Here is an 18632-nt window from a genome sequence, read left to right as displayed (position 1 = left end):
TCACTGCCCCAGCCGTTCGAGGAGGGCGGGCACATGCACCTGGTCCGCCTTGTAGTTGCCGGTGAGCATGTACATCATGATGTTGACGCCGGAGCGGAAGGCGTGGTCGCGCTGCACCTCGTCCGGCGGCACGGTGGGCAGGAGCGCCATGCCGTTGGCGTCCACCGCCCAGGCGCCGGCAAAGTCGTTGCCGGTGATCATGATCGGCGAGACGCCGTCGCCGGCGCGGGCCGGGCGCGAGGGATCCTCGGTGCGGTCGAGCTCGGCTTCCACCCAGAGCGGGCTTCCGGCATAGCGACCGGGGAAATTGGCGAGCAGGTAGAAGGCCTTGGTCAGGACATGGTCGGCCGGCACCGGCTCCAGCGGCGGAATGTCGAGATTGGCGAGGATCGCCTGCAGGCGCTCGGTGTTCGGGCTCGTCGCATTGCCGTCGAGCGAGACGAACTGGTCGCGCGTGTCGAACAGCACGGTGCCGCCGCTGCGCATATAGGCGTCGATGCGGCTGATCGCGGCGCTCGACGGCATCTCCGCCGTGGCGCTCACCGGCCAGTAGATGATCGGATAGAGCGCAAGCTCGTCCCTGGAAATATCGATGCCGACCGGTTCGCCGGGCTCCAGCGTCGTGCGATAGGTCAGGAAATCCGTGAGGCCGGCAAGGCCGCGTTCGGAAATGCGGTCCACTTCGCTTTCGCCGGTCACGACATAGGCGAGATGCGTCGTGTCGAGCCGCGACAGGATCGTTTCGTCGCCGGGCTTTTCATCGGCCGCCCGGCTTTCCGGCGGCATAGCCACGAGCGCGCCGGCAAGCAGCGCCAGCAGCACGGCGGCGGTAGCGCTCCGCTTCGGCACGCGCCGCGCGGCGGCGGCGAAGGCGCCGCCCATGAAGAGCACGATGGCGCAGTCGGCGAGCAGCAGGAGCGCGGCGAGGGTTAAGAGATGCGGCTTCAGCGACCAGGTCTCCTTGCCGGCCAGCGGCTCGCGCAGGGCGGACGCGCCGTCCATGACGGCGAGCGGGCGGATTTCGTGGCCCGGCGGGAAGAGGTTGTGCGCGACATAGCCGTCCTCCGTGCCGTAGAGGCCGGGCGGGTTATCGAAGCTTGCGACCTTCCTTGCGCCGTCGGCGGCGGCAAGCGGTTTTGCCTCGCCGGTCGCGGCGGCCAGCGTGCCGTTGGCGGTCATCAGGCGGTAGGGCGGCAGGCCCTGGCTCTGCTCGCCGTCGCTGGTGGAGACGCCGCCGCCGCGCGAAAGCTGCACGGTGCGGCGGAGCATTTCCACGAAATCGCCCGACAGCGGCAGGTTGGACCAGCCGGTTTCCGCGCTGATGTGGAAGAGCACGATGCGGCCGGAGCCGAGCGGGCCGGTCGTGACCAGCGGCGTGCCGTCGGCAAGGCTTGCCCAGGTGCGTTCGGCAAGGTCCGGCGTCGGTTCGGCCAGCACCTGGCGCTTGATCAGGATGTTTTCCGGCGCGCGCATGCCGAAGAAGGGGCTGCCCGCCTGGTAGGCCGAGAGCGGCTGCGGCTCGGACCAGGACAGCGCGCCGCCGAGCGCGCGCTCGCCCTTGCGCAGCATGACCGGCACGAGCGGATCGTCGGCGGGCGCGGCGGCAAGGCGCGGCCCGGCGAAGCGGATCAGCATGCCGCCCGCCTCGATCCAGCGCCGCACCTCGCTTTGCACATCTTCCGGCAAGCGGCCGATATCGGCCATGATCAGCACGGACGGGTTCTGTTCGAGCAGTTCGGGGATGGCGACCGAGAGGTCGGCGACGCTCGGCTCGATCAGGTCGGCATAGGGCGCGAGCGCGCGGTTGATATAATGCAGCGGCGAAAGCAGCGGCTGGCTGGCATCGACCACCTCGCCGGAGAGGAAGGCAACGCGACGGCGGCGGAAACCGTCGTCGAGCAGATAGGTGCCGCCGGCATTGGCAAGGCCGTCCACGGTGATACGGGCGAAATCGTTGCGCAACTCGAAGGGGGCGGTGATCGTCCCCGTCGTCGAGGTCGCCCCGGCCGCGAAATCGGCGGTGCCGGCGGCGATCGGCCGGCCGCGCGAATCGTGCGCCGTCAGCGGCAGGCCGCGCGCCGCGCCGCCATCGAGGCGGGTGAGCGTGACGGAGAGCGCGTCGGCGCCGTTGGTGGCGGAGGTCACGGCGACGGCGGAAGCGCCATCGCCTTCGATCAGACGGAATTCGGCGGGGCCGAGAGCCTGGAGGGCGGAAACCGTCTCGTCGGTCTCGCCGCTTGCCATGCCGTCGCTGAGGAAGGCGACGGTGCCGGGCGGAGTGCCGTCGAGCGCGGTGCGCAGCGACGCGACGGCCGCCGCGCGATCGGCCGGCAGCGGGCGCGGTTCGGCGGCGGCGAGGCGGTTGCGCGCCGTCGCGGCATCGACCGGCACGGCGTCGTGCTGGCGGTCCGCCGTCAGCACCAGCGCGATCGGCAGGTCGCGGCTCTCGGCGTCGTCGATCAAGGCGGAGGCGGTGTCGACGCGCTGCTGCCAATCGGTGGCCGACGCCCAGCTGTTGTCGAGGACGAGCGCCAGCGGGCCGCTGCTCGCCAGCGTGTTGGTGCGCGGATTGAAGACCGGATCGGCGATGGCGAAGATGACGGCGGCGGCCATCAGCATGCGCAGCAGCGTCAGCCACCAGGGGCTCTGCGCCGGCGTTTCCTCGCGCTTCATGATCGAGGCGAGGATGGCGAAGGGCGGAAAGACTTCGGCGAGCGGCTTGGGCGGCGTCAGGCGCAGCAGCCACCAGATGACCGGCAGCAGCACCAGCGCCGTCAGCACGGCGGGAAAGGCGAAGGCGAACGCGCTCATCGGCTTCGGCCCTCCATCTTCAGGGCTGGCATGCCGGAGAGATAGGCGTGCACGGACACCAGCGCCTCGGAGGCGAGCCGGTCGGTGCGATGGGAAACGAAGCTCCAGCCGAGGTGGCGCAGGCTATCGGCGAGCGTGTCGCGGCGCGCGATGTAGGCGCGGGCGTAATCGTCCTTCAGCGTCTCGGCGCGGCCGGCGGTGAGCTTCCGGCCGCTTTCGGGATCGGTGAACTCGGTGCGGCCGACATAGGGGAACAGCTCTTCCGCCGGGTCGGCGATCTCGACCACATGGCCGCGAAGGCCGCGGCGGGCAAGGGGACCGAGGCGGTCCATCACGTCTTCGACGGGATCGAGGAAATCGCCGATCAGCACGATATCGCTGTTGCCGCGGATCATGCTCGTGTCCGGCAGGCCGCCGGTCGTGCCGTTGTGCATGAGGGCGGTGGCGAGGCGTTCGGCGGCGTTGCGCGCGGCGATCGGCTCCATGACGCCGGGGCAGCCGATGCGTTCGCCGGAACGGGCCAGGATTTCGGCGAGCGCCAGCATGAGAACGAGCGCGCGGCTCTCCTTCGAGACGGCGCCGAAGGTGGATTTGTACATCATCGAGGGCGACAGGTCTGCCCAGATCCAGACGGTGTGGGCGGCTTCCCATTCGCGGTCGCGCACATAGGTATGGTCGTCGCGGGCCGAGCGCCGCCAGTCGATGCGCGACAGGCTCTCGCCATCGACATAGGGCCGGAACTGCCAGAAATTCTCGCCGATGCCGCGTTTGCGGCGGCCGTGCCAGCCGGAGATCACCGTGTTGGCGAGGCGCTGCGCCTCCACCATGCAATCGGGAATGAGGGCAGCCCGGGCCTGCGCCCGCGAGAGCACCTCGCGGGTCGGTGTCGGCTGAACGGTCTGGCCTATCGACGCCATGCGCTTTCCCCGCTCAGCCGCCCGCCTGCCGGACGAGATCGGCGATGACGTCACGCACCGACATGCCCTCGGCGCGGGCGCCGAAGGTCAGCGCCATGCGATGCTGGAGGATGGGTTCGGCAAGCGCCAGCACGTCGTCGACGGAGGGCGCCAGGCGCCCTTCGTAGAGCGCGCGGGCGCGGGCGCACAGCATCATCGCCTGGCCGGCGCGCGGGCCGGGGCCCCAGGCGACGTGCTTGTCGGTGGAGGCGACGCCGTTGCCGGGACGGGCGGAGCGCACCAGCGAGAGGATCGCGTCGAGCACCTTCTCGCTGACCGGCATCTGGCGGATGAGGGTCTGGATCTCGATGAGGCGGTCAGCGGAGATCGCGGCGCCGGCATGGGCTTCGCTGACGCCCGTCGTCTCCAGCAGGATCTGCCGCTCGGCGGCGAGCTCCGGATAATCGACGTCGACCTGCAAAAGGAAACGGTCGAGCTGGGCCTCGGGAAGCGGGTAGGTGCCTTCCTGTTCCAGCGGGTTCTGGGTGGCGAGCACGTGGAACGGCTTCGGCAGATCGTTCGGCCGGCCGGCGACCGTCACATGGTATTCCTGCATGGCCTGCAGGAGCGCCGACTGGGTGCGCGGCGAGGCGCGGTTGATCTCGTCGGCCATCAGGAGCTGCGTGAAGATCGGACCGGGCACGAAGCGGAAGGAGCGCTTGCCGTTCTCGTCCTGGTCCATCACCTCCGAGCCGAGGATATCGGAAGGCATGAGATCGGGCGTGAACTGGATGCGGCTGGAGGAAAGCCCGAGCACGGTGCCGAGCGTTGCGACCAGCTTGGTCTTGGCAAGGCCCGGCACGCCGACGAGCAGCGCATGGCCGCCGGAGAGCACGGCCAGCATGGTCTGCTCGACCACGCTTTCCTGGCCGAAGATGACCTTGGCGACTTCCTTGCGGATGACGGCGATGTCGGAGAGCGCCCGCTCGGCAGCCGCGATCACCGCTTTTTCGTCCAGGCCTGCCTCGGGGGAATTCTGAACGCCCATGGTCGTCTCCAGTGCCGGTTTACAATGCGTGGCGAATCGTGGCCTTGCCGCGTTCGCGTCCTACATGGAAAGCTTATTAGCTCACCCGTGGCTGACAAGCGGCCACGAAATGACTATCTCGTGAGTGTATCCACCTTTTCCTCTCGCCGAGATAGGGTTGAACCGGGACGGAACAATGGCAACGGGTGAAATTCGCGAAAGCAACGACGCGGCGGGACTGGCCGCCCTGATCGCGCGCGCCGGCGCGGAAACGGGCGGGCGCGGCCTGCCGCCGGTCGAGCGCTGGAACCCGCCGTTCTGCGGCGACATCGACATGGAGATCCGCGCGGACGGCACCTGGTTCTACCTGGGAACGCCGATCGGTCGCGCGCCGCTGGTGCGGCTTTTCTCCACGGTGCTGCGCAAGGACGAGGACGGGAAGACCTATCTGGTGACGCCGGTGGAGAAGGTCGGGATCCGCGTGGTCGATGCGCCCTTCCTGGCGGTGGAGATGAACGGGAGCGGAGAGGGCGACGAGCAGGTGCTGACCTTCCGCACCAATGTCGGCGACGTGGTCGCCGCGGGGCCGGACCATCCCCTCCGCTTCGTGATTTCAGGCGAGAACAGCGAATTGAAGCCCTATCTCCTCGTGCGCGGCCGGCTGGAGGCGCTCGTCTCGCGGGCGGTGATGTACGATCTGGTGGCGCTCGGCGAGACCGTCGAGATCGATGGTGTCGCGATGTTCGCGGTGCGCTCGGGCGGCGTGGTGTTTCCCGTCATGCCGGCGGCCGAGCTGGATGCGCTGTCGCGATGAGCTTTCCGCCGCACAGCGCCGCCGAGTTTCGCCGCCGGGCGATGGCGCAGACATTGACGCTCGGCGAGGAGAGCTGGCGCGAGCATGGCGACAGCCTGCTGAACCCGTCCGTCATTCCCCATATCGAGGGCATGAAGCTGCGCGATGCGGCGGTGCTCATCCCCGTCGTCGACGATGGGGACGAGGCGCGCGTCATCTTCACCCAGCGCACCGCGACGATGCGCAAGCATTCCGGCCAGGTCGCCTTTCCCGGCGGGGCCGTCGATGACGACGACGAGGATGTCGAGGCGGCGGCGATGCGCGAGGCAGAGGAGGAGATCAGCCTTGATCGGCGCTTCGTCGAGCCCGTCGGCCGCCTGCCGCACTACAAGGCGCTTTCCGGCTTTTCCATCACGCCGGTGCTGGCGGTGGTGCAGCCGGGTTTCGAGCTGGTCCCCAACCCAACGGAGGTGGAGCGGGTCTTCGACGTGCCGCTCTCCTTCCTGATGGATCCGCGCAACCACGAGCAGGGCAGCGGCGTCTGGCTCGGCAGCGAGCGGCATTATTATCGCATGCCCTATGAGGGGCATAACATCTGGGGCATCACCGCCGGCATCGTGCGGGTGATCTATGAAAGGCTTTATGCATGACGTCTGTTTCGGGCGAGGCGTGGTTTTCCGATCCGGCGCTCGTGCGCGTGCTGGCGCTGCTGAACGGCGACGGCGGCGAGGGGCGCGTTGCCGGCGGGGCCGTGCGCAACAGCCTGATGGGCCTGCCCGTTGCCGACGTCGACATCGCGACCACGCTGCGGCCGGAAACGGTCGCCGAGCGGGCGAAGGCAGCCGGCATCAAGGCGGTGCCGACGGGTATCGAGCACGGCACGGTGACACTGGTCATCGACGGAAAGCCCTTCGAGGTGACGACGCTGCGCCGCGACGTCGCGACGAACGGCCGCCATGCGGAAGTCGCCTTCGGCACGGACTGGCAGACGGACGCCGAGCGGCGCGACCTCACCATCAACGCCCTCTATGCGACGGCGGACGGCCGTGTCATCGACCTCGTGAACGGCCTGCCGGACATCGAGAGCCGCACGGTGCGCTTCATCGGCGACGCCACGATGCGCATCGCGGAGGACCATCTGCGCATCCTGCGCTTCTTCCGCTTCTTCGCGCTCTACGGCAGCGGCCGGCCGGATGCGGAGGGGCTGAAGGCCTGTGCGCGGGCGAAGGATACGCTGAAGAAACTTTCGGCCGAGCGGGTCTGGTCGGAGACGAAGAAGCTGCTCGCCGCGCCCGATCCCGGCCGCGCGCTGCTCTGGATGCGCCAGGCCGGCGTGCTGACGGAAGTCCTGCCGGAAACGGAAAAGTGGGGCATCGATGCGGTCCCCGGCCTGATCGAAGCGGAAAAGGCCTTCGGGTGGAAGCCGGACGCGCTGTTGCGGCTTGCCGCGATGGTGCCGCCGGATCGCGACCGGCTGAAGGCGCTCGCCGAGCGCCTGCGTCTTTCCAAGGCGGAAGCGGCGGTTCTCGACTATTGGGCGGCAGCGCCCGAGATCGCGCCGAAACTCGCCGAGACGGCGTTCGACCGGCTGCTCTATCGCAACGGGCCGCAGGGGCTGACGATGCGGCTCAAGCTGGCGCTTGCCGCCGCGCGGACGCGGGGGCTCGGCGATCCCGAGGCGCTCGCCTTCGCCGGCCTGTGCCAGCGCCTGCTGGCGCGCGCGGAAAAATGGCAGAAGCCGAGTTTCCCGCTGAACGGCGCGGATGTGCTGGCCGCGGGCGTGCCGGCCGGGCCGAAGGTCGGCGCGGTGCTCGGCGTGATCGAGGAGGAATGGGTGGCGGGCAATTTCCGTGACGGCCGGGCAAAACTGCTTGCCCGGCTGGAGGGGCTCGCCAGGGAAGGCTGACCCGTCAGGCGGCGTCGGCCGCCTTCTCGTCGACGATGCGTTCCTTGATGTGGTCGACCATGCTTTCCCGGATCATGGTCTCGCCATGGGTGGTGCGCATGTGCTCGACCGCGCGGCGGACCACTTCGGCGTCGTCATTGGCCCGCGTATGCCATTCGCATCCGGGGACGAGTGAACCGCATTCAAAAAGTCTCATGACTATCTCCTGTCGTTTCAACGGGACCAGTGTAGCAGACGAGGCCCGATCGACCAAACCGGGCGAGGGCCTTGCGGCTCTGCGAAGCCGTTCTGGGGAACGGAGAAGGCGGCTCGCGGTTCCACCCGAAGGCCGGAATATCGTGCCGCCCGAGGCTGCCGTCAGGCTGCGTCTTCATCCTTCGCCCAGGCGTCGAAGCACGCGGACGACTGGAGTTGTTCCGGCCTGGTATGGCGATCTGCGAGATGGTGGACCGTGCCTCTGGAAAGCGTCAGCCGGGCTTCCTCCACGAAATAGGCATGCGGCAGGTCCATGCCGCTCCCGGCGCGCATGGTTTCGGCGAAACGATCGAGAAAATCGGGGGATTGCGGGTCGAGACCCGTATGCACTGCGTCTTGTACCGGATTGGTCATGACTCTCCTCCATGGAAACGTGCGGGCGCACATTACCACGGAGGCCGCGCGGCAGGTAATCACAACCGCGCTAGTATCCACTGCCGTATTAGGGCCAGCGCACCACCGGCGGCATGGAGGAGAGAATGGAATCGACGTTGCCGCCCGTCTTCAGGCCGAAGATCGTGCCGCGGTCGTAGAGCAGGTTGAACTCGACATAGCGGCCGCGGCGGATAAGCTGTTCGTCGCGGTCCTCCTCTGTCCAGCCCTTGTTGAAGTTCGAGCGCACGATCTTGGGATAGACCATGGCGAAGGCGCGGCCGACATCCTGCGTGAAGGCGAAGTCAGCGTTCCAGCCGCCTAGTTCTTCCGGCGAATGCAGCCAGTCGTAGAAGATGCCGCCGGTGCCGCGCGGTTCGCCCCGGTGCTTGAGGAAAAAGTATTCGTCGCACCACTGCTTGAACTTCGCGTGGTCGGCAACCGGATGGCGGCTGCAGGTGATCTCCATCGCCTTGTGGAAGAGGGCGGTATCCGGGTCGCTCATCACGCGGCGGCGGTCGAGCACCGGCGTCAGGTCTGCGCCGCCGCCGAACCAGTGGCTGGTGGTGACGACCATGCGCGTGTTCATGTGCACGGCGGGAACGTTGGGGTTCACCGGATGGGCGATGAGCGAAATGCCGGAGGCCCAGAAGCGCGGGTCTTCGCTGGCGCCGGGAATCTGGCCGCGGAATTCCGGCGAGAACTCGCCGTGGACAGTGGACGTGTGCACGCCGACCTTCTCGAAGACGCGGCCTTCCATCATCGACATGCGGCCGCCGCCGCCTTCACCGTCCTCGCGCAGCCAGTCCTTGCCGACGAAACGGCCCGGCGGCTGGTCGGAGAGCGGGCCTTCCAGATCGTCCTCGATCGCCTCGAAGCTCGCGCAGATCGCATCGCGCAACTGCTCGAACCAGGCGCGCGCGGCGTTCTTCTTGTCTTCGATATCTTCGGGCAGGCCTTTCGGCAGGTCTGGTCGTTCCATGGTGCTTCCCGCTGGCGGCTCGACGCCGAATCGCATTTTGGCCACACTTCCCAACTTTGCGCCGTTTGGCAACCGAAAGGGCTCCCCGGCGGGGAAAGGCAGGACTCGCAAAACGCGCGGGGCCGGCCTATCTTCATTCTATAGAATGTGCTGCCAGGAGGAAATCTGCATGGCGCGTGTTCCCGGACCGCCCCCGCTCGAAGGGCTGCGGCGCCAGATCGAGCGCCGCCGCCGCGAGAAGCCTGCCGGCGCCGGCCATTTCGTGCGCGAGACCTTCCGCCTCGAGCGGCAGGCGGCGCGGGAAAAGGCCCGCGAATGGTTCGACCTGTGGCCGAAGGCCGCCTACTGGACGGAGGTGGAAAGCTGGCGGATGCTGGAAGGCGACCGTATCGAATTCACCATGCGCCGGCTGCCGAGCGCGGACTGAAGCCGCATCGCCAGCGCCTTTTGCCGGGCTTGACGATAGCGTGATCGGCAAGTTCGATTGACGGCGGACCGCCGCACCCCTATCTTGCGGCCATCGTCATCAATAGAAAGGCGCCGTTGCGGTTCTAAAGCACGGCTCATAGTCCTTGTTCGAACTCGCGATCGCTGTCTTCCTCATTCTCTTGAACGGGGTTTTTGCCCTTTCCGAACTTTCCATCGTTTCCGCCCGCAAGCCACGGCTCAAGACCATGGCGGCGCAGGGCTCGCGTGGCGCCGCCTCGGCGCTGAAGCTTGCGGAAAATCCCGGAAAATTCCTTTCCACCGTGCAGATCGGCATCACGCTCATCGGCATTCTCGCCGGTGCCTTCTCGGGTGCCGCGCTCGGCGGGCGCCTGCGTGACATCCTCTACGCCGAAGGCGTGCCGGACTGGCTGGCCGATCCGCTCGGCTACGGTATCGTCATCTTCATCATCACCTTCCTCTCGGTGGTCGTGGGCGAACTCGTGCCCAAGCAGATCGCGCTGAAGAATCCCGAGCGCTTCGCCACGCTCGTCGCACCGTCCATGTCGCTGCTTTCCAAGGTCGGCGCGCCCGCCGTCTGGATCCTCGATACCTCGACGCGGCTGATCTTCCGCCTGCTTGGCCAGCATCAGGTGTCCGAGAGCGTCGTCACCGACGAGGAGATCAAGACGATCGTCGCGGAAGCCGAGGCGGCCGGCGTCATCGAGGGCGGCGAGAAACTGATGATCGCCGGCGTCATGCGCTTTTCCGACCGCGAGGCGCGCGGCCTCATGACGCCGCGCAACGATGTCGACTGGATCGACCTCGGCGATACGGTGGAGGAGATTCACCAGCAGCTCGTCGAGAGCCAGCATTCGCGCCTGCCGGTCGCCGATGGCGGGCCGGAAACCATCGTCGGCATCGTGCAGAAGCGCGAACTGCTTTCCGCGCTCCTGACCGGCCAGCCTCTCGATATCCGTTCCTTCATCCGCCAGGCGCCGATCGTGCCCGATACGATGGATGCGATGCGCGTGCTGGAGGCCCTGCGCAATTCCGAAGTGCCGATCCTGCTGATCCATGATGAATACGGCCACTTCGAAGGCGTCATCACGCCGGCGGACGTGCTGGAGGCGATTGCCGGCGTGTTCCGCGCCGATATCGAGGAAGGCGACGACGACTACGCCGTGCAGCGCGAGGACGGTTCCTGGCTCATCGCCGGCTCCATGCCCATCGACGAGATGGCCGACCGGCTCGGCCTGTCGCTGCCGGCCCGCCGCAGCTACCAGACGGCCGCCGGTCTCGTCATCGAATCTCTCCAGAAACTGCCGAAGACCGGCGAGATCACCGAAACGCAGGGCTGGCGCTTCGAGGTCGTCGACATGGATGGCCGCCGCGTCGACAAGCTGCTCGCCACGCGGCTCGATTAAATCGGGTCGGGCTCGAGCAGTCTCGGGCCCGGGCCTTCCGCCGCGAGTGTGTCGAGCGGATTGCGCAGCGGGCATTCCCGCATCGACAGGCATCCGCAGCCGATGCAGCCGTCGAGCTGGTTGCGCAGCTTGGTGAGCCGCGCGATGCGGTCGTCCAGCTGCTTACGCCAGGTTTCGGAGAGCTTGCGCCAATCCTGCACGGTCAGCGGCCGGTCGTGCGGCAGCACTGAGAGCGCGTCCGCGATCTCGGAAAGGGGAATGCCGGTGCGCTGCGCCACCTTGATCACCGCGACGCGGCGCAGGATGCTGCGCGGATAGCGCCGCTGGTTGCCGCGGTTCCTCTGGCTGTGGATCAGCCCTTTCGTCTCATAGAAGTGCAAGGTGGAAACCGCGATCCCGCTGCGCTCGGCGACCTCGCCGACGCTGAGTTCGCGGGGCATCGCGTCGTTTGGACATTTTTCCGTCATGACTGTTGACCTCAACATTGGTTGAGGTTCTATACCAGCGGCTCCCTGCTTTTCCAACATGGAGCAAACCCGCATGACAGACAGACTGACCATCGCCCTCATCTATGGCAGCGGCCGCGAGGGGCGCTTTGCCGATACGATCGCGGGATGGCTGGAGCCGGAACTCAAAGGGTTCGGCCAGTATGACATCATCCGCATCGATCCGGCCGAGCTGACCTTCACCCCCGGCGGCCTCGACGAGGCCTCGGCGGAATTCGTCGAAAGCCGGATTTCGCAGGCGGATGCCTTCCTCATCGTCACGCCGGAATACAATCATGCCTATCCGGCCGCGCTGAAGGCGATCATCGATTGCTGCTTCCGGCCCTGGCATGCCAAGCCCATCGCCTTCGTTTCCTATGGCGGCGTTTCCGGCGGCCTCAGGGCCGTCGAGCAGTTGCGCCTGGTGTTCGCCGAGTTGCACGCCGTGGCGATCCGGGAGACAGTGAGCCTCGCCCATGCCTGGACGCATTTCGACCCCGCCGGCAATCCCTTCCGTCCCGGCCAGCTCAACGGCCAGCTTGCCGTTCTCCTGAAACGCCTTACCTGGTGGGCGGACGCGCTGAAGGCGGCGCGCATCGCAACACGCTACGACGAGGCAGCCGCATGAAGCCCGAACACTACGCGACAGCAGAGGTCGCCCGCTCCCCGGAAGAGTTCCGGCGCAATGCGACGCTGCTCCTCGTCAGCACGCTCACCATCATGTCCGGCGCGACGATCTCCGCCTCGCTGCCGGGCATCGCGGTGCGCTTTGCCGACGTGGAGAACGTGGCGCTGCTCAGCCGGCTGGTGCTGACGCTGCCGGCCGTGTTCATCGCGATGTTCTCGCCGGCGGCCGGCTTCCTCGTCGACCGCTTCGGCCGCAAGCCGTTGCTCCTGGTTTCGCTCGCGCTCTTCAGCGTCGCCGGCGCCTCCGGCCTCTTCCTCGACACGCTGCCCGGCCTGCTCGTCGGCCGCGCCGTGCTCGGCGTCGCAGTCGGCGGCATCATGACGGCGACGACGGCGCTCGTCGGCGATTTCTTCCAGGGGCCGGCGCGCGACCGCTACATGGGCCTGCAGCAGGCCTTTGTCGGTATCGGCGGCACGATCTTCCTGACGGGCGGCGGGTTCCTCGCGGAGGTCCACTGGCGCGGGCCGTTCCTCATCTACACGGTGGCGATCCTGCTGCTGCCGGCGGCGATGGCGTTCCTGCCGGAGCCGCGCCGGGTCCAGCCGGCGACCGCGACCGCAGGGGAGGGACGGCTCGGCGGGCGCGAGATCGCGCTGCTCGGCCTGCTGTTCCTTGCCGCCGCCGTCAACATGATCGCCTTCTACATGATCCCGACGCAGCTTCCGTTCTATCTGGAGCATCTCGGTTTTGCCGCGCCAAGCCTTGCGGGCACGGCGATCGGTGCCGGGCAGCTTGTCGGCGTGCTGAGCGCGCTCGCCTTCGCGCCGTTCCGCCGCCTGCTCGGCATCATGGGCGTCTTCGGCCTGGGTTTCGTCTCGGCCGGACTGTCCTTCCTGCTGCTGTGGGGGGCGGAGAGCTATGCCGGCGTGCTCGTCGCGATGGCCGTCTCGGGCGTCTGCATGGGAACCATCATGCCGAACTTCGCGGCCGCCGCGATGCTGCTGGCCCCGCCCGCCCTGCGCGGCCGTGTCTCGGGCCTTCTGGTGTCCGCCATCTTCGCCGGCTAGTTCCTCTCGCCGATCGTCTCGCAGCCGTTGATCGCGTCATCGGGCTACGGCGGGGCCTACGCCATCGTCGGGGCGGTCGTGCTGGTGTTCGGCGTCGTGGCCTTCATCGCGCGGCTGCTCGGTCCGGGCAATGGCTAGATCAGGCAAAACCCGTCTGGCGCAGCGCCTCGCCGCAGATCATCGCGGCCGAGAGCGCGACATTGATGGAACGCTGGCCTTCGACCATGGGAATGAGCACGCGGCCGTCCGCCGTCTCGTGCACGCGCTCCGGCACGCCGGCGCTTTCCCGGCCGAAGAGCAGGATATCGTCGGGCCGGTAGGCGAAATCCGTGTAGGGCTCGGCCGCCTTGGTGGAGGCGAGCACGAGGCGCTGCCCGCTCGTCGCCCGCCATTCCTCGAATCGCTCCCAGCTCACATGTCGCGTGAGCGTCACGGCGGCGAGGTAGTCCATGCCGGCGCGCTTCAGGCTGCGGTCGGACAGGTCGAAGCCGGCGGGCTCGATGATGTCGACCGACAGGCCGAGGCAGGCGGCGAAACGCAGGATCGTGCCGGTATTGCCGGCAATATCGGGCTGGTAGAGGGCGATGCGGAGCGCGGACATGCCCGTTCGCCTAGTCCAGATGTGGCGGCATGGCAACAGAATTGGCCGCAGATGCGAATTTGCGACGAAGTATCTGGCAAATTGCGCCATTTCGGGGTAACCAGAGCGCATCTGCAACGCGAGAAAAGGGAGGATCATGATGAATACCACGCATCGGCTACGCCTCCCGGCTGGAATGACGCCTCTTCTCGCCTAGGCACTTCGCCATCCAGATTCCCTGTTTGCCTTCATTTCAATTCGCCGTGTGACGCTTTTCGCCGCCCGGCAATCCTATCGGAACCCCGTTCCCGACCGCGCCCATTCTGCGCCGTCCGTGCCGGTTCCGGCTTTATATTACGGAGAAAGCCATGTTCGGCTGGTTCGAAAGACGTTTGAATCCCTATCCTTCCGAGGCACCTTCGCTTCCGCCGAAGGGGCTTCTTGCCTTCCTGTGGCACTATACGCGCCCCGCCGCGCCGTGGCTGGCCCTGCTCGGCCTCTGCTCCATGGTGCTCGGCATCGCGGAAGTCGTGCTGTTCCAGTTCCTCGGCAACATCGTCGACTGGCTGTCGGCCGGTGATCCGAGCACGTTCCTCGCCCGCGAAGGCGACACGCTGGTCTGGATGGCGCTCCTGCTGCTCGTCCTCATTCCGGGCGTTGGCGCGCTGCACACCATGACCATGCACCAGGCGCTCGCGGGCAATTTTCCGATGATCGCCCGCTGGCAGATGCACCGCTACCTGATCCGCCAGAGCATGACCTTCTTCTCCAACGAGTTCGCCGGCCGCGTCTCGACGAAGGTAATGCAGACGTCGCTTGCCGTGCGCGAGACGGTGATGAAGGTCATCGACGTCTTCATCTATGTGGTGAGCTATTTCATCTCGATGATCGCGATCATCGCCTCGGCGGACCTGCGTCTCGTCGTGCCGCTGCTCGTGTGGTTCGTCGTCTATCTGTGCATCCTGCGCTACTTCGTGCCGAAGCTGATGGTGGTCTCGCGCGAGCAGGCCGATGCGCGCTCGATGATGACGGGCCGGATCGTCGACAGCTACACCAACATCGCCACCGTCAAGCTGTTCTCGCATGCCGGCCGTGAGGAGACCTATGCCCGCGAGGGCATGAACGAATTCCTCGTGACCGTGCACAAGCAGATGCGGCTCATCACCGGGTTCAACATCGCGATCGACATCAACAACGTCATCACCATGTTCTTCACGGCGGGTATCGGCATCTACTTCTGGATGGCGGGCGACGTGTCCGTCGGCGCCGTGGCCGTCGCCATCGGCCTTGCCATGCGCATCAACGGCATGTCGCAGTGGGTGATGTGGGAAGTGACCGCGCTCTTCGAGAATATCGGCACGGTCTATGACGGCATGGGCATGATGACCAAGCCGCACGACATCAAGGATGGCCCTGAAGCGCCGACCCTGCCGACCGCGAAGGGCGCGATCAGCTTCGATCATGTCCGCTTCCACTACGGCAAGAACAAGGGCGTGATCGAGGACCTGTCGCTCGACATTGCCGGCGGCGAGAAGGTCGGCCTGGTCGGCCGTTCCGGTGCCGGCAAGACGACGCTGATGAACGTGCTGCTGCGCTTCTACGACCTGGAGTCCGGCAAGATCACGATCGACGGCAAGGACATCGCGACGGTCACGCAGGACAGCCTTCGCTCGCAGATCGGCGTGGTCACGCAGGACACCTCCCTGCTGCACCGCTCGATCCGCGACAACATCGCCTACGGCAAGCCGGAGGCGAGCGACGCGGAGATCATCGAGGCGGCGAAGCGGGCCAATGCCTGGGACTTCATCGAAAGCCTCGCCGACCAGCAGGGACGCTCCGGCCTCGATGCCCAGGTCGGCGAGCGCGGCGTGAAGCTCTCGGGCGGCCAGCGCCAGCGCATCGCGATCGCCCGCGTCTTCCTGAAGGACGCGCCGATCCTGGTGCTGGACGAGGCGACCTCGGCGCTCGACTCCGAGGTCGAGGCGGCGATCCAGGAAAACCTCTTCGCCCTGATGGAGGGCAAGACGGTGATCGCCATCGCCCATCGCCTCTCGACGCTGACGGAGATGGACCGCCTCGTCGTGCTCGACAAGGGCCACATCCACGAGATGGGCACCCACAGCGAACTCGTCGCCAAGGGCGGCATCTACGCCGACCTCTGGACCCGCCAGTCCGGCGGCTTCATCGCCGATGATGCGGAGGCGGAAGCGGCGGCGGAGTGAAAAAAACGAGACCTCCCCGCCGGGTGAGCGGGGAGGTTTTCTCATGTGCCTGTGCGCTTTGAGGTCAGTTCGAGCCCCAGGGCATGCATGACCGTCAGCATGGATTTGAGGGTCGGGTTGCCGTCGCTGGTCAGCGAACGGTATAGCGCTTCGCGGGCAAGACCCGTTTCCTCGGCAATCCTGCTCATGCCTCTGGCACGCGCGACGACTCCGAGGGCATGCGCAATGTACCCGGCATCGCCGCTTTCGAAAGCGTCCTTCATGAAGACATCGACGGCCTCGTCCGAGGTCAGGGCCTCTGCCGGGTCGTAGTTATGCAAGGTCTCGTTCATATCAGTCGTCCAATCTAGCTGCCAATGCCTTGGCCGCCGCGATATCCCGTTTCTGGCTGGTCTTGTCGCCACCACAGAGCAGTACGATGATCTCGTTGCCTCTTCGCGTGAAGTAGATGCGATATCCCGGTCCGTAATGGATACGAATTTCACTGACGCCATCACCGACGGTTTTGACGTCGCCGAGCAGGCCATAGGCGATCCGGTTCAGGCGGGCGGCGATCGACGCCCGCGCTTTGGCATCGCCTAGCGCTCCCTCCCATTTGCGAAATGTGTCCGTCTGCTTGATCAGGAGCGTCATTTAGGCTGTAACTTTAATATTACAAGCCGGGAAAATCAAGGCGTCCCCATCAGGCAAATAGCGTCGCCATCTTTCCGATCTTTAATTTGCCCGCCGCGTAAAACGGCCTATATCGGGGGCATGATCTTCCGTCCGCTTTTCTCCTACTTCGAGAACTGGATCCAGCCCTTCGCCCGGCGGGACGACCTGCGGCCGCCGCAGGGGCTTTTTGCCTTCATCTGGTTCTATGTCGGGCAGGCGAAGGCGCCGTTTGCGGCGCTTCTGGTGCTCGGCGGCGTCACCGCGGGGATCGAGGCGGCGACCTTCTGGTTCGTCGGGCGGCTGGTCGACATGCTGGCGACGGTGAGGCCGGGCGGGGGGTGGAGCGGACTTCTTTCGGCGCATGGGCCGGAACTCCTCATGATGCTCGCCCTTATCGGCGTCGTGCGCTTCGTCGTGGCGTTCCTGACGGCGCTGATCGACCAGCAGGTCATCACGCCGGGTTTCTACAATCTGGTGCGCTGGCAGTCCTATGTGCATGTCGCGCGCCAGTCGCTGTCCTTCTTCCAGAACGACTTTTCCGGCCGCATCGTCACCAAGGTCTGGTCGGCGGGGCAGGCGACGGGTGATGTCATCACCTCCTTCATGGAAAGCGTCTGGTTCGTGACGATCTACACGGTTTCGACGCTGGTGCTGCTCGGCCAGCTCGACTGGCGGCTGGCGGCGATCCTCCTCGTCTGGCTGTCGATCTTCGCCGTGCTGGCGCGCTATTTCGTGCCGCGCATCCGCGAGCATGCGCGCCAGTCCGCCGAGGCCGGGTCGATGATCAGCGGCCGCATGGTCGATGCCTACTCCAATATCCAGACGCTGAAGCTCTTCGGCCGGGACGATGCGAACGACCGCTACATGCGGGACGGCTTCGACATCTTCCAGCGCACGATCCTCAACTTCACGCGGCTGCTGACGTCGTTGCGGGCCTCGCTCGCCTTCCTCTCCGGCCTGATGATCGCGGGCATGGCGGTGCTCTGCATCCATCTCTGGCTTGGCGGCATCATCAGCTCGGGCGCCGTCGCCTTCACCATGGCGCTGGTGCTGCGCCTGAACTTCCTGCTCAACCGGCTGATGACGCAGCTCAACAGCATCATGCGCAATATCGGCACGATCCAGAATTCCGCCGACCTCATCTCGCAGCCGATCGGCCTCGTCGACCGGCCGGATGCGGCGGAGCTGAAGGTCGCGCGCCCGGATGTCCGCTTCGAGAACGTCCGTTTCCACTATGGCCGCAAGTCTGGCGTCATCGACGACCTGACTCTGTCGGTCCGGCCGGGCGAGAAGGTCGGCATCGTCGGGCGTTCAGGCGCCGGCAAGTCGACGCTCGTCAACCTCCTGTTGCGGTTCTACGATATCGAAGGCGGGCGCATCCTGGTCGGAGGCGAGGACATCGCCGCCGTCACGCAGGAGAGCCTGCGCGCCAATATCGGCATGGTCAGCCAGGATACGGCGCTGCTGCACCGCTCGATCCGCGACAACATCCTCTTCGGCAATCCCGATGCCAGCGAGGCCGAGATGATCGAGGCGGCGAGGAAAGCCGAGGCGCACGATTTCATTCTTCAGCTTGAGGACCAGCGCGGCCGAACGGGCTACGATGCCCATGTCGGCGAGCGCGGGGTCAAACTTTCCGGCGGCCAGCGCCAGCGCATCGCCATTGCCCGCGTCATGCTGAAGGACGCGCCGATCCTCGTTCTAGACGAGGCGACATCGGCGCTCGATTCCGAGGTCGAGGCGGCGATCCAGTCGAACCTGGAGCGGCTGATGCGCGGCAAGACCGTGCTCGCCATCGCCCATCGCCTCTCCACCATCGCCGCGCTCGACCGGCTGATCGTGATGGACCACGGCCATATCGTGGAGGAGGGGACCCATGCGGAGCTCGTCGCGCGGGGCGGGCTCTATGCCGATCTCTGGTCACGCCAGTCGGGCGGCTTCCTCGGCCATCAGGAAGCGGCGCAATAGGGCCGCGAAGCGTCGTTTCCCGCCAGCTTTTTCAGCCGGTAAGCGCTGCATGTTCAAGGCGATGCCCATGCCTTGTCAAGATGCCGGCTTTTTCCCGCGACAATGTGCCCACCTCCCCTTGCCAAGGCTGGAC

General features: G+C 66.5%; 19 protein-coding genes. 9 read left to right on the top strand and 10 right to left on the bottom strand.

Annotation, left to right across the window (positions count from 1 at the left end):
- From Q9316_RS13100 to Q9316_RS13090, 3 genes are read right to left on the bottom strand one after another with little or no spacing between them, the layout of a single operon-like run.
- A complete protein-coding gene (locus Q9316_RS13100; RefSeq protein WP_306032047.1) occupies window positions 1-2811 on the bottom strand; it encodes a DUF4159 domain-containing protein in 2811 nt (936 codons plus the stop codon).
- Window positions 2808-3728, bottom strand: a complete 921-nt coding sequence (locus Q9316_RS13095; protein WP_306032046.1) for a DUF58 domain-containing protein — start codon at window positions 3726-3728, stop codon at window positions 2808-2810. Before Q9316_RS13095 ends, Q9316_RS13100 begins: the two co-directional genes overlap by 4 nt.
- A gap of 13 nt (window positions 3729-3741) precedes the next feature.
- Window positions 3742-4755 carry an AAA family ATPase gene (locus tag Q9316_RS13090; RefSeq protein WP_306032045.1) on the bottom strand — a complete coding sequence of 338 codons (1014 nt, stop codon included), beginning with the start codon at window positions 4753-4755 and terminating at the stop codon, window positions 3742-3744.
- A 175-nt stretch (window positions 4756-4930) separates the two neighbouring features.
- Between Q9316_RS13090 and Q9316_RS13085 the strand changes: the two genes are divergently transcribed.
- The 3 genes from Q9316_RS13085 to Q9316_RS13075 are packed head-to-tail and all read left to right on the top strand — an operon-like array spanning window position 4931 to window position 7433.
- Window positions 4931-5548 (top strand): DUF1285 domain-containing protein, encoded by a 618-nt coding sequence (locus Q9316_RS13085; RefSeq protein WP_306032044.1) that lies wholly within the window; start codon window positions 4931-4933, stop codon window positions 5546-5548.
- Complete coding sequence (locus tag Q9316_RS13080; RefSeq protein WP_306032043.1) at window positions 5545-6177, top strand: CoA pyrophosphatase; 633 nt, start codon at window positions 5545-5547, stop codon at window positions 6175-6177. The genes Q9316_RS13085 and Q9316_RS13080 overlap by 4 nt, the downstream gene beginning before the upstream one ends.
- Complete coding sequence (locus Q9316_RS13075; protein ID WP_306032042.1) at window positions 6174-7433, top strand: CCA tRNA nucleotidyltransferase; 1260 nt, start codon at window positions 6174-6176, stop codon at window positions 7431-7433. Before Q9316_RS13080 ends, Q9316_RS13075 begins: the two co-directional genes overlap by 4 nt.
- 4 nt (window positions 7434-7437) lie before the next feature.
- Here Q9316_RS13075 and Q9316_RS13070 read toward each other — a convergent pair whose 3' ends face one another.
- The 3 genes from Q9316_RS13070 to hemF all read right to left on the bottom strand — a co-directional run bounded on the left by Q9316_RS13070 (window position 7438) and on the right by hemF (window position 9042).
- On the bottom strand, window positions 7438-7629 hold the full coding sequence (locus tag Q9316_RS13070) for a DUF1059 domain-containing protein (RefSeq protein ID WP_306032041.1): 192 nt from the start codon (window positions 7627-7629) through the stop codon (window positions 7438-7440).
- A 161-nt stretch (window positions 7630-7790) separates the two neighbouring features.
- A complete protein-coding gene (locus Q9316_RS13065; protein WP_306032040.1) occupies window positions 7791-8042 on the bottom strand; it encodes a hypothetical protein in 252 nt (83 codons plus the stop codon).
- An 88-nt stretch (window positions 8043-8130) separates the two neighbouring features.
- Window positions 8131-9042, bottom strand: a complete 912-nt coding sequence (gene hemF / locus Q9316_RS13060; protein ID WP_306032039.1) for an oxygen-dependent coproporphyrinogen oxidase — start codon at window positions 9040-9042, stop codon at window positions 8131-8133.
- Window positions 9043-9211: 169 nt separating this feature from the next.
- Between hemF and Q9316_RS13055 the strand changes: the two genes are divergently transcribed.
- Complete coding sequence (locus tag Q9316_RS13055) at window positions 9212-9469, top strand: hypothetical protein (protein ID WP_306032038.1); 258 nt, start codon at window positions 9212-9214, stop codon at window positions 9467-9469.
- 145 nt (window positions 9470-9614) lie between these two features.
- Window positions 9615-10895, top strand: coding sequence for a hemolysin family protein (locus tag Q9316_RS13050; protein ID WP_306032037.1), 1281 nt, complete (start codon window positions 9615-9617; stop codon window positions 10893-10895).
- Here the strand turns inward: Q9316_RS13050 and soxR are convergent.
- Window positions 10892-11362: a redox-sensitive transcriptional activator SoxR gene (gene soxR / locus Q9316_RS13045; RefSeq protein WP_306032036.1), complete on the bottom strand. Its 471-nt coding sequence runs from the start codon at window positions 11360-11362 to the stop codon at window positions 10892-10894. The two genes, Q9316_RS13050 and soxR, sit on opposite strands and share 4 nt — an antisense overlap.
- Before the next feature lie 73 nt (window positions 11363-11435).
- Between soxR and Q9316_RS13040 the strand changes: the two genes are divergently transcribed.
- Window positions 11436-12008 (top strand): NADPH-dependent FMN reductase, encoded by a 573-nt coding sequence (locus Q9316_RS13040; RefSeq protein WP_306032035.1) that lies wholly within the window; start codon window positions 11436-11438, stop codon window positions 12006-12008.
- A complete protein-coding gene (locus Q9316_RS13035) occupies window positions 12005-13075 on the top strand; it encodes an MFS transporter (protein ID WP_306032034.1) in 1071 nt (356 codons plus the stop codon). Before Q9316_RS13040 ends, Q9316_RS13035 begins: the two co-directional genes overlap by 4 nt.
- Before the next feature lie 139 nt (window positions 13076-13214).
- On the opposite strand, the gene Q9316_RS13030 is transcribed toward Q9316_RS13035, so the two are convergent.
- A complete protein-coding gene (locus Q9316_RS13030) occupies window positions 13215-13676 on the bottom strand; it encodes a tRNA (cytidine(34)-2'-O)-methyltransferase (RefSeq protein ID WP_306032033.1) in 462 nt (153 codons plus the stop codon).
- Between the two features lie 347 nt (window positions 13677-14023).
- On the opposite strand from Q9316_RS13030, the gene Q9316_RS13025 reads away from it, so the two are divergent.
- Complete coding sequence (locus Q9316_RS13025) at window positions 14024-15877, top strand: ABC transporter ATP-binding protein (RefSeq protein WP_306032032.1); 1854 nt, start codon at window positions 14024-14026, stop codon at window positions 15875-15877.
- A gap of 41 nt (window positions 15878-15918) precedes the next feature.
- Here Q9316_RS13025 and Q9316_RS13020 read toward each other — a convergent pair whose 3' ends face one another.
- Together Q9316_RS13020 and Q9316_RS13015 are read right to left on the bottom strand one after the other, a co-directional pair.
- Entirely contained in the window at window positions 15919-16209 is a 291-nt protein-coding gene (locus Q9316_RS13020) for an addiction module antidote protein (RefSeq protein WP_306032031.1), read from the bottom strand.
- Window position 16210: 1 nt separating this feature from the next.
- Window positions 16211-16510, bottom strand: a complete 300-nt coding sequence (locus Q9316_RS13015; RefSeq protein WP_306032030.1) for a type II toxin-antitoxin system RelE/ParE family toxin — start codon at window positions 16508-16510, stop codon at window positions 16211-16213.
- Between the two features lie 120 nt (window positions 16511-16630).
- Between Q9316_RS13015 and Q9316_RS13010 the strand changes: the two genes are divergently transcribed.
- The gene (locus Q9316_RS13010; RefSeq protein WP_306032029.1) at window positions 16631-18499 is read left to right on the top strand and encodes an ABC transporter ATP-binding protein; all 1869 of its coding nucleotides are present in this window, start codon (window positions 16631-16633) and stop codon (window positions 18497-18499) included.
- The last annotated feature ends 133 nt before the right edge of the window (window positions 18500-18632 follow it).

This window comes from Shinella zoogloeoides, from assembly GCF_030733845.1.
Lineage (GTDB): Bacteria > Pseudomonadota > Alphaproteobacteria > Rhizobiales > Rhizobiaceae > Shinella > Shinella zoogloeoides_C.
Note: the sequence above shows the minus strand (reverse complement) of the source record. Positions and strands in the feature narration are given on the sequence as shown.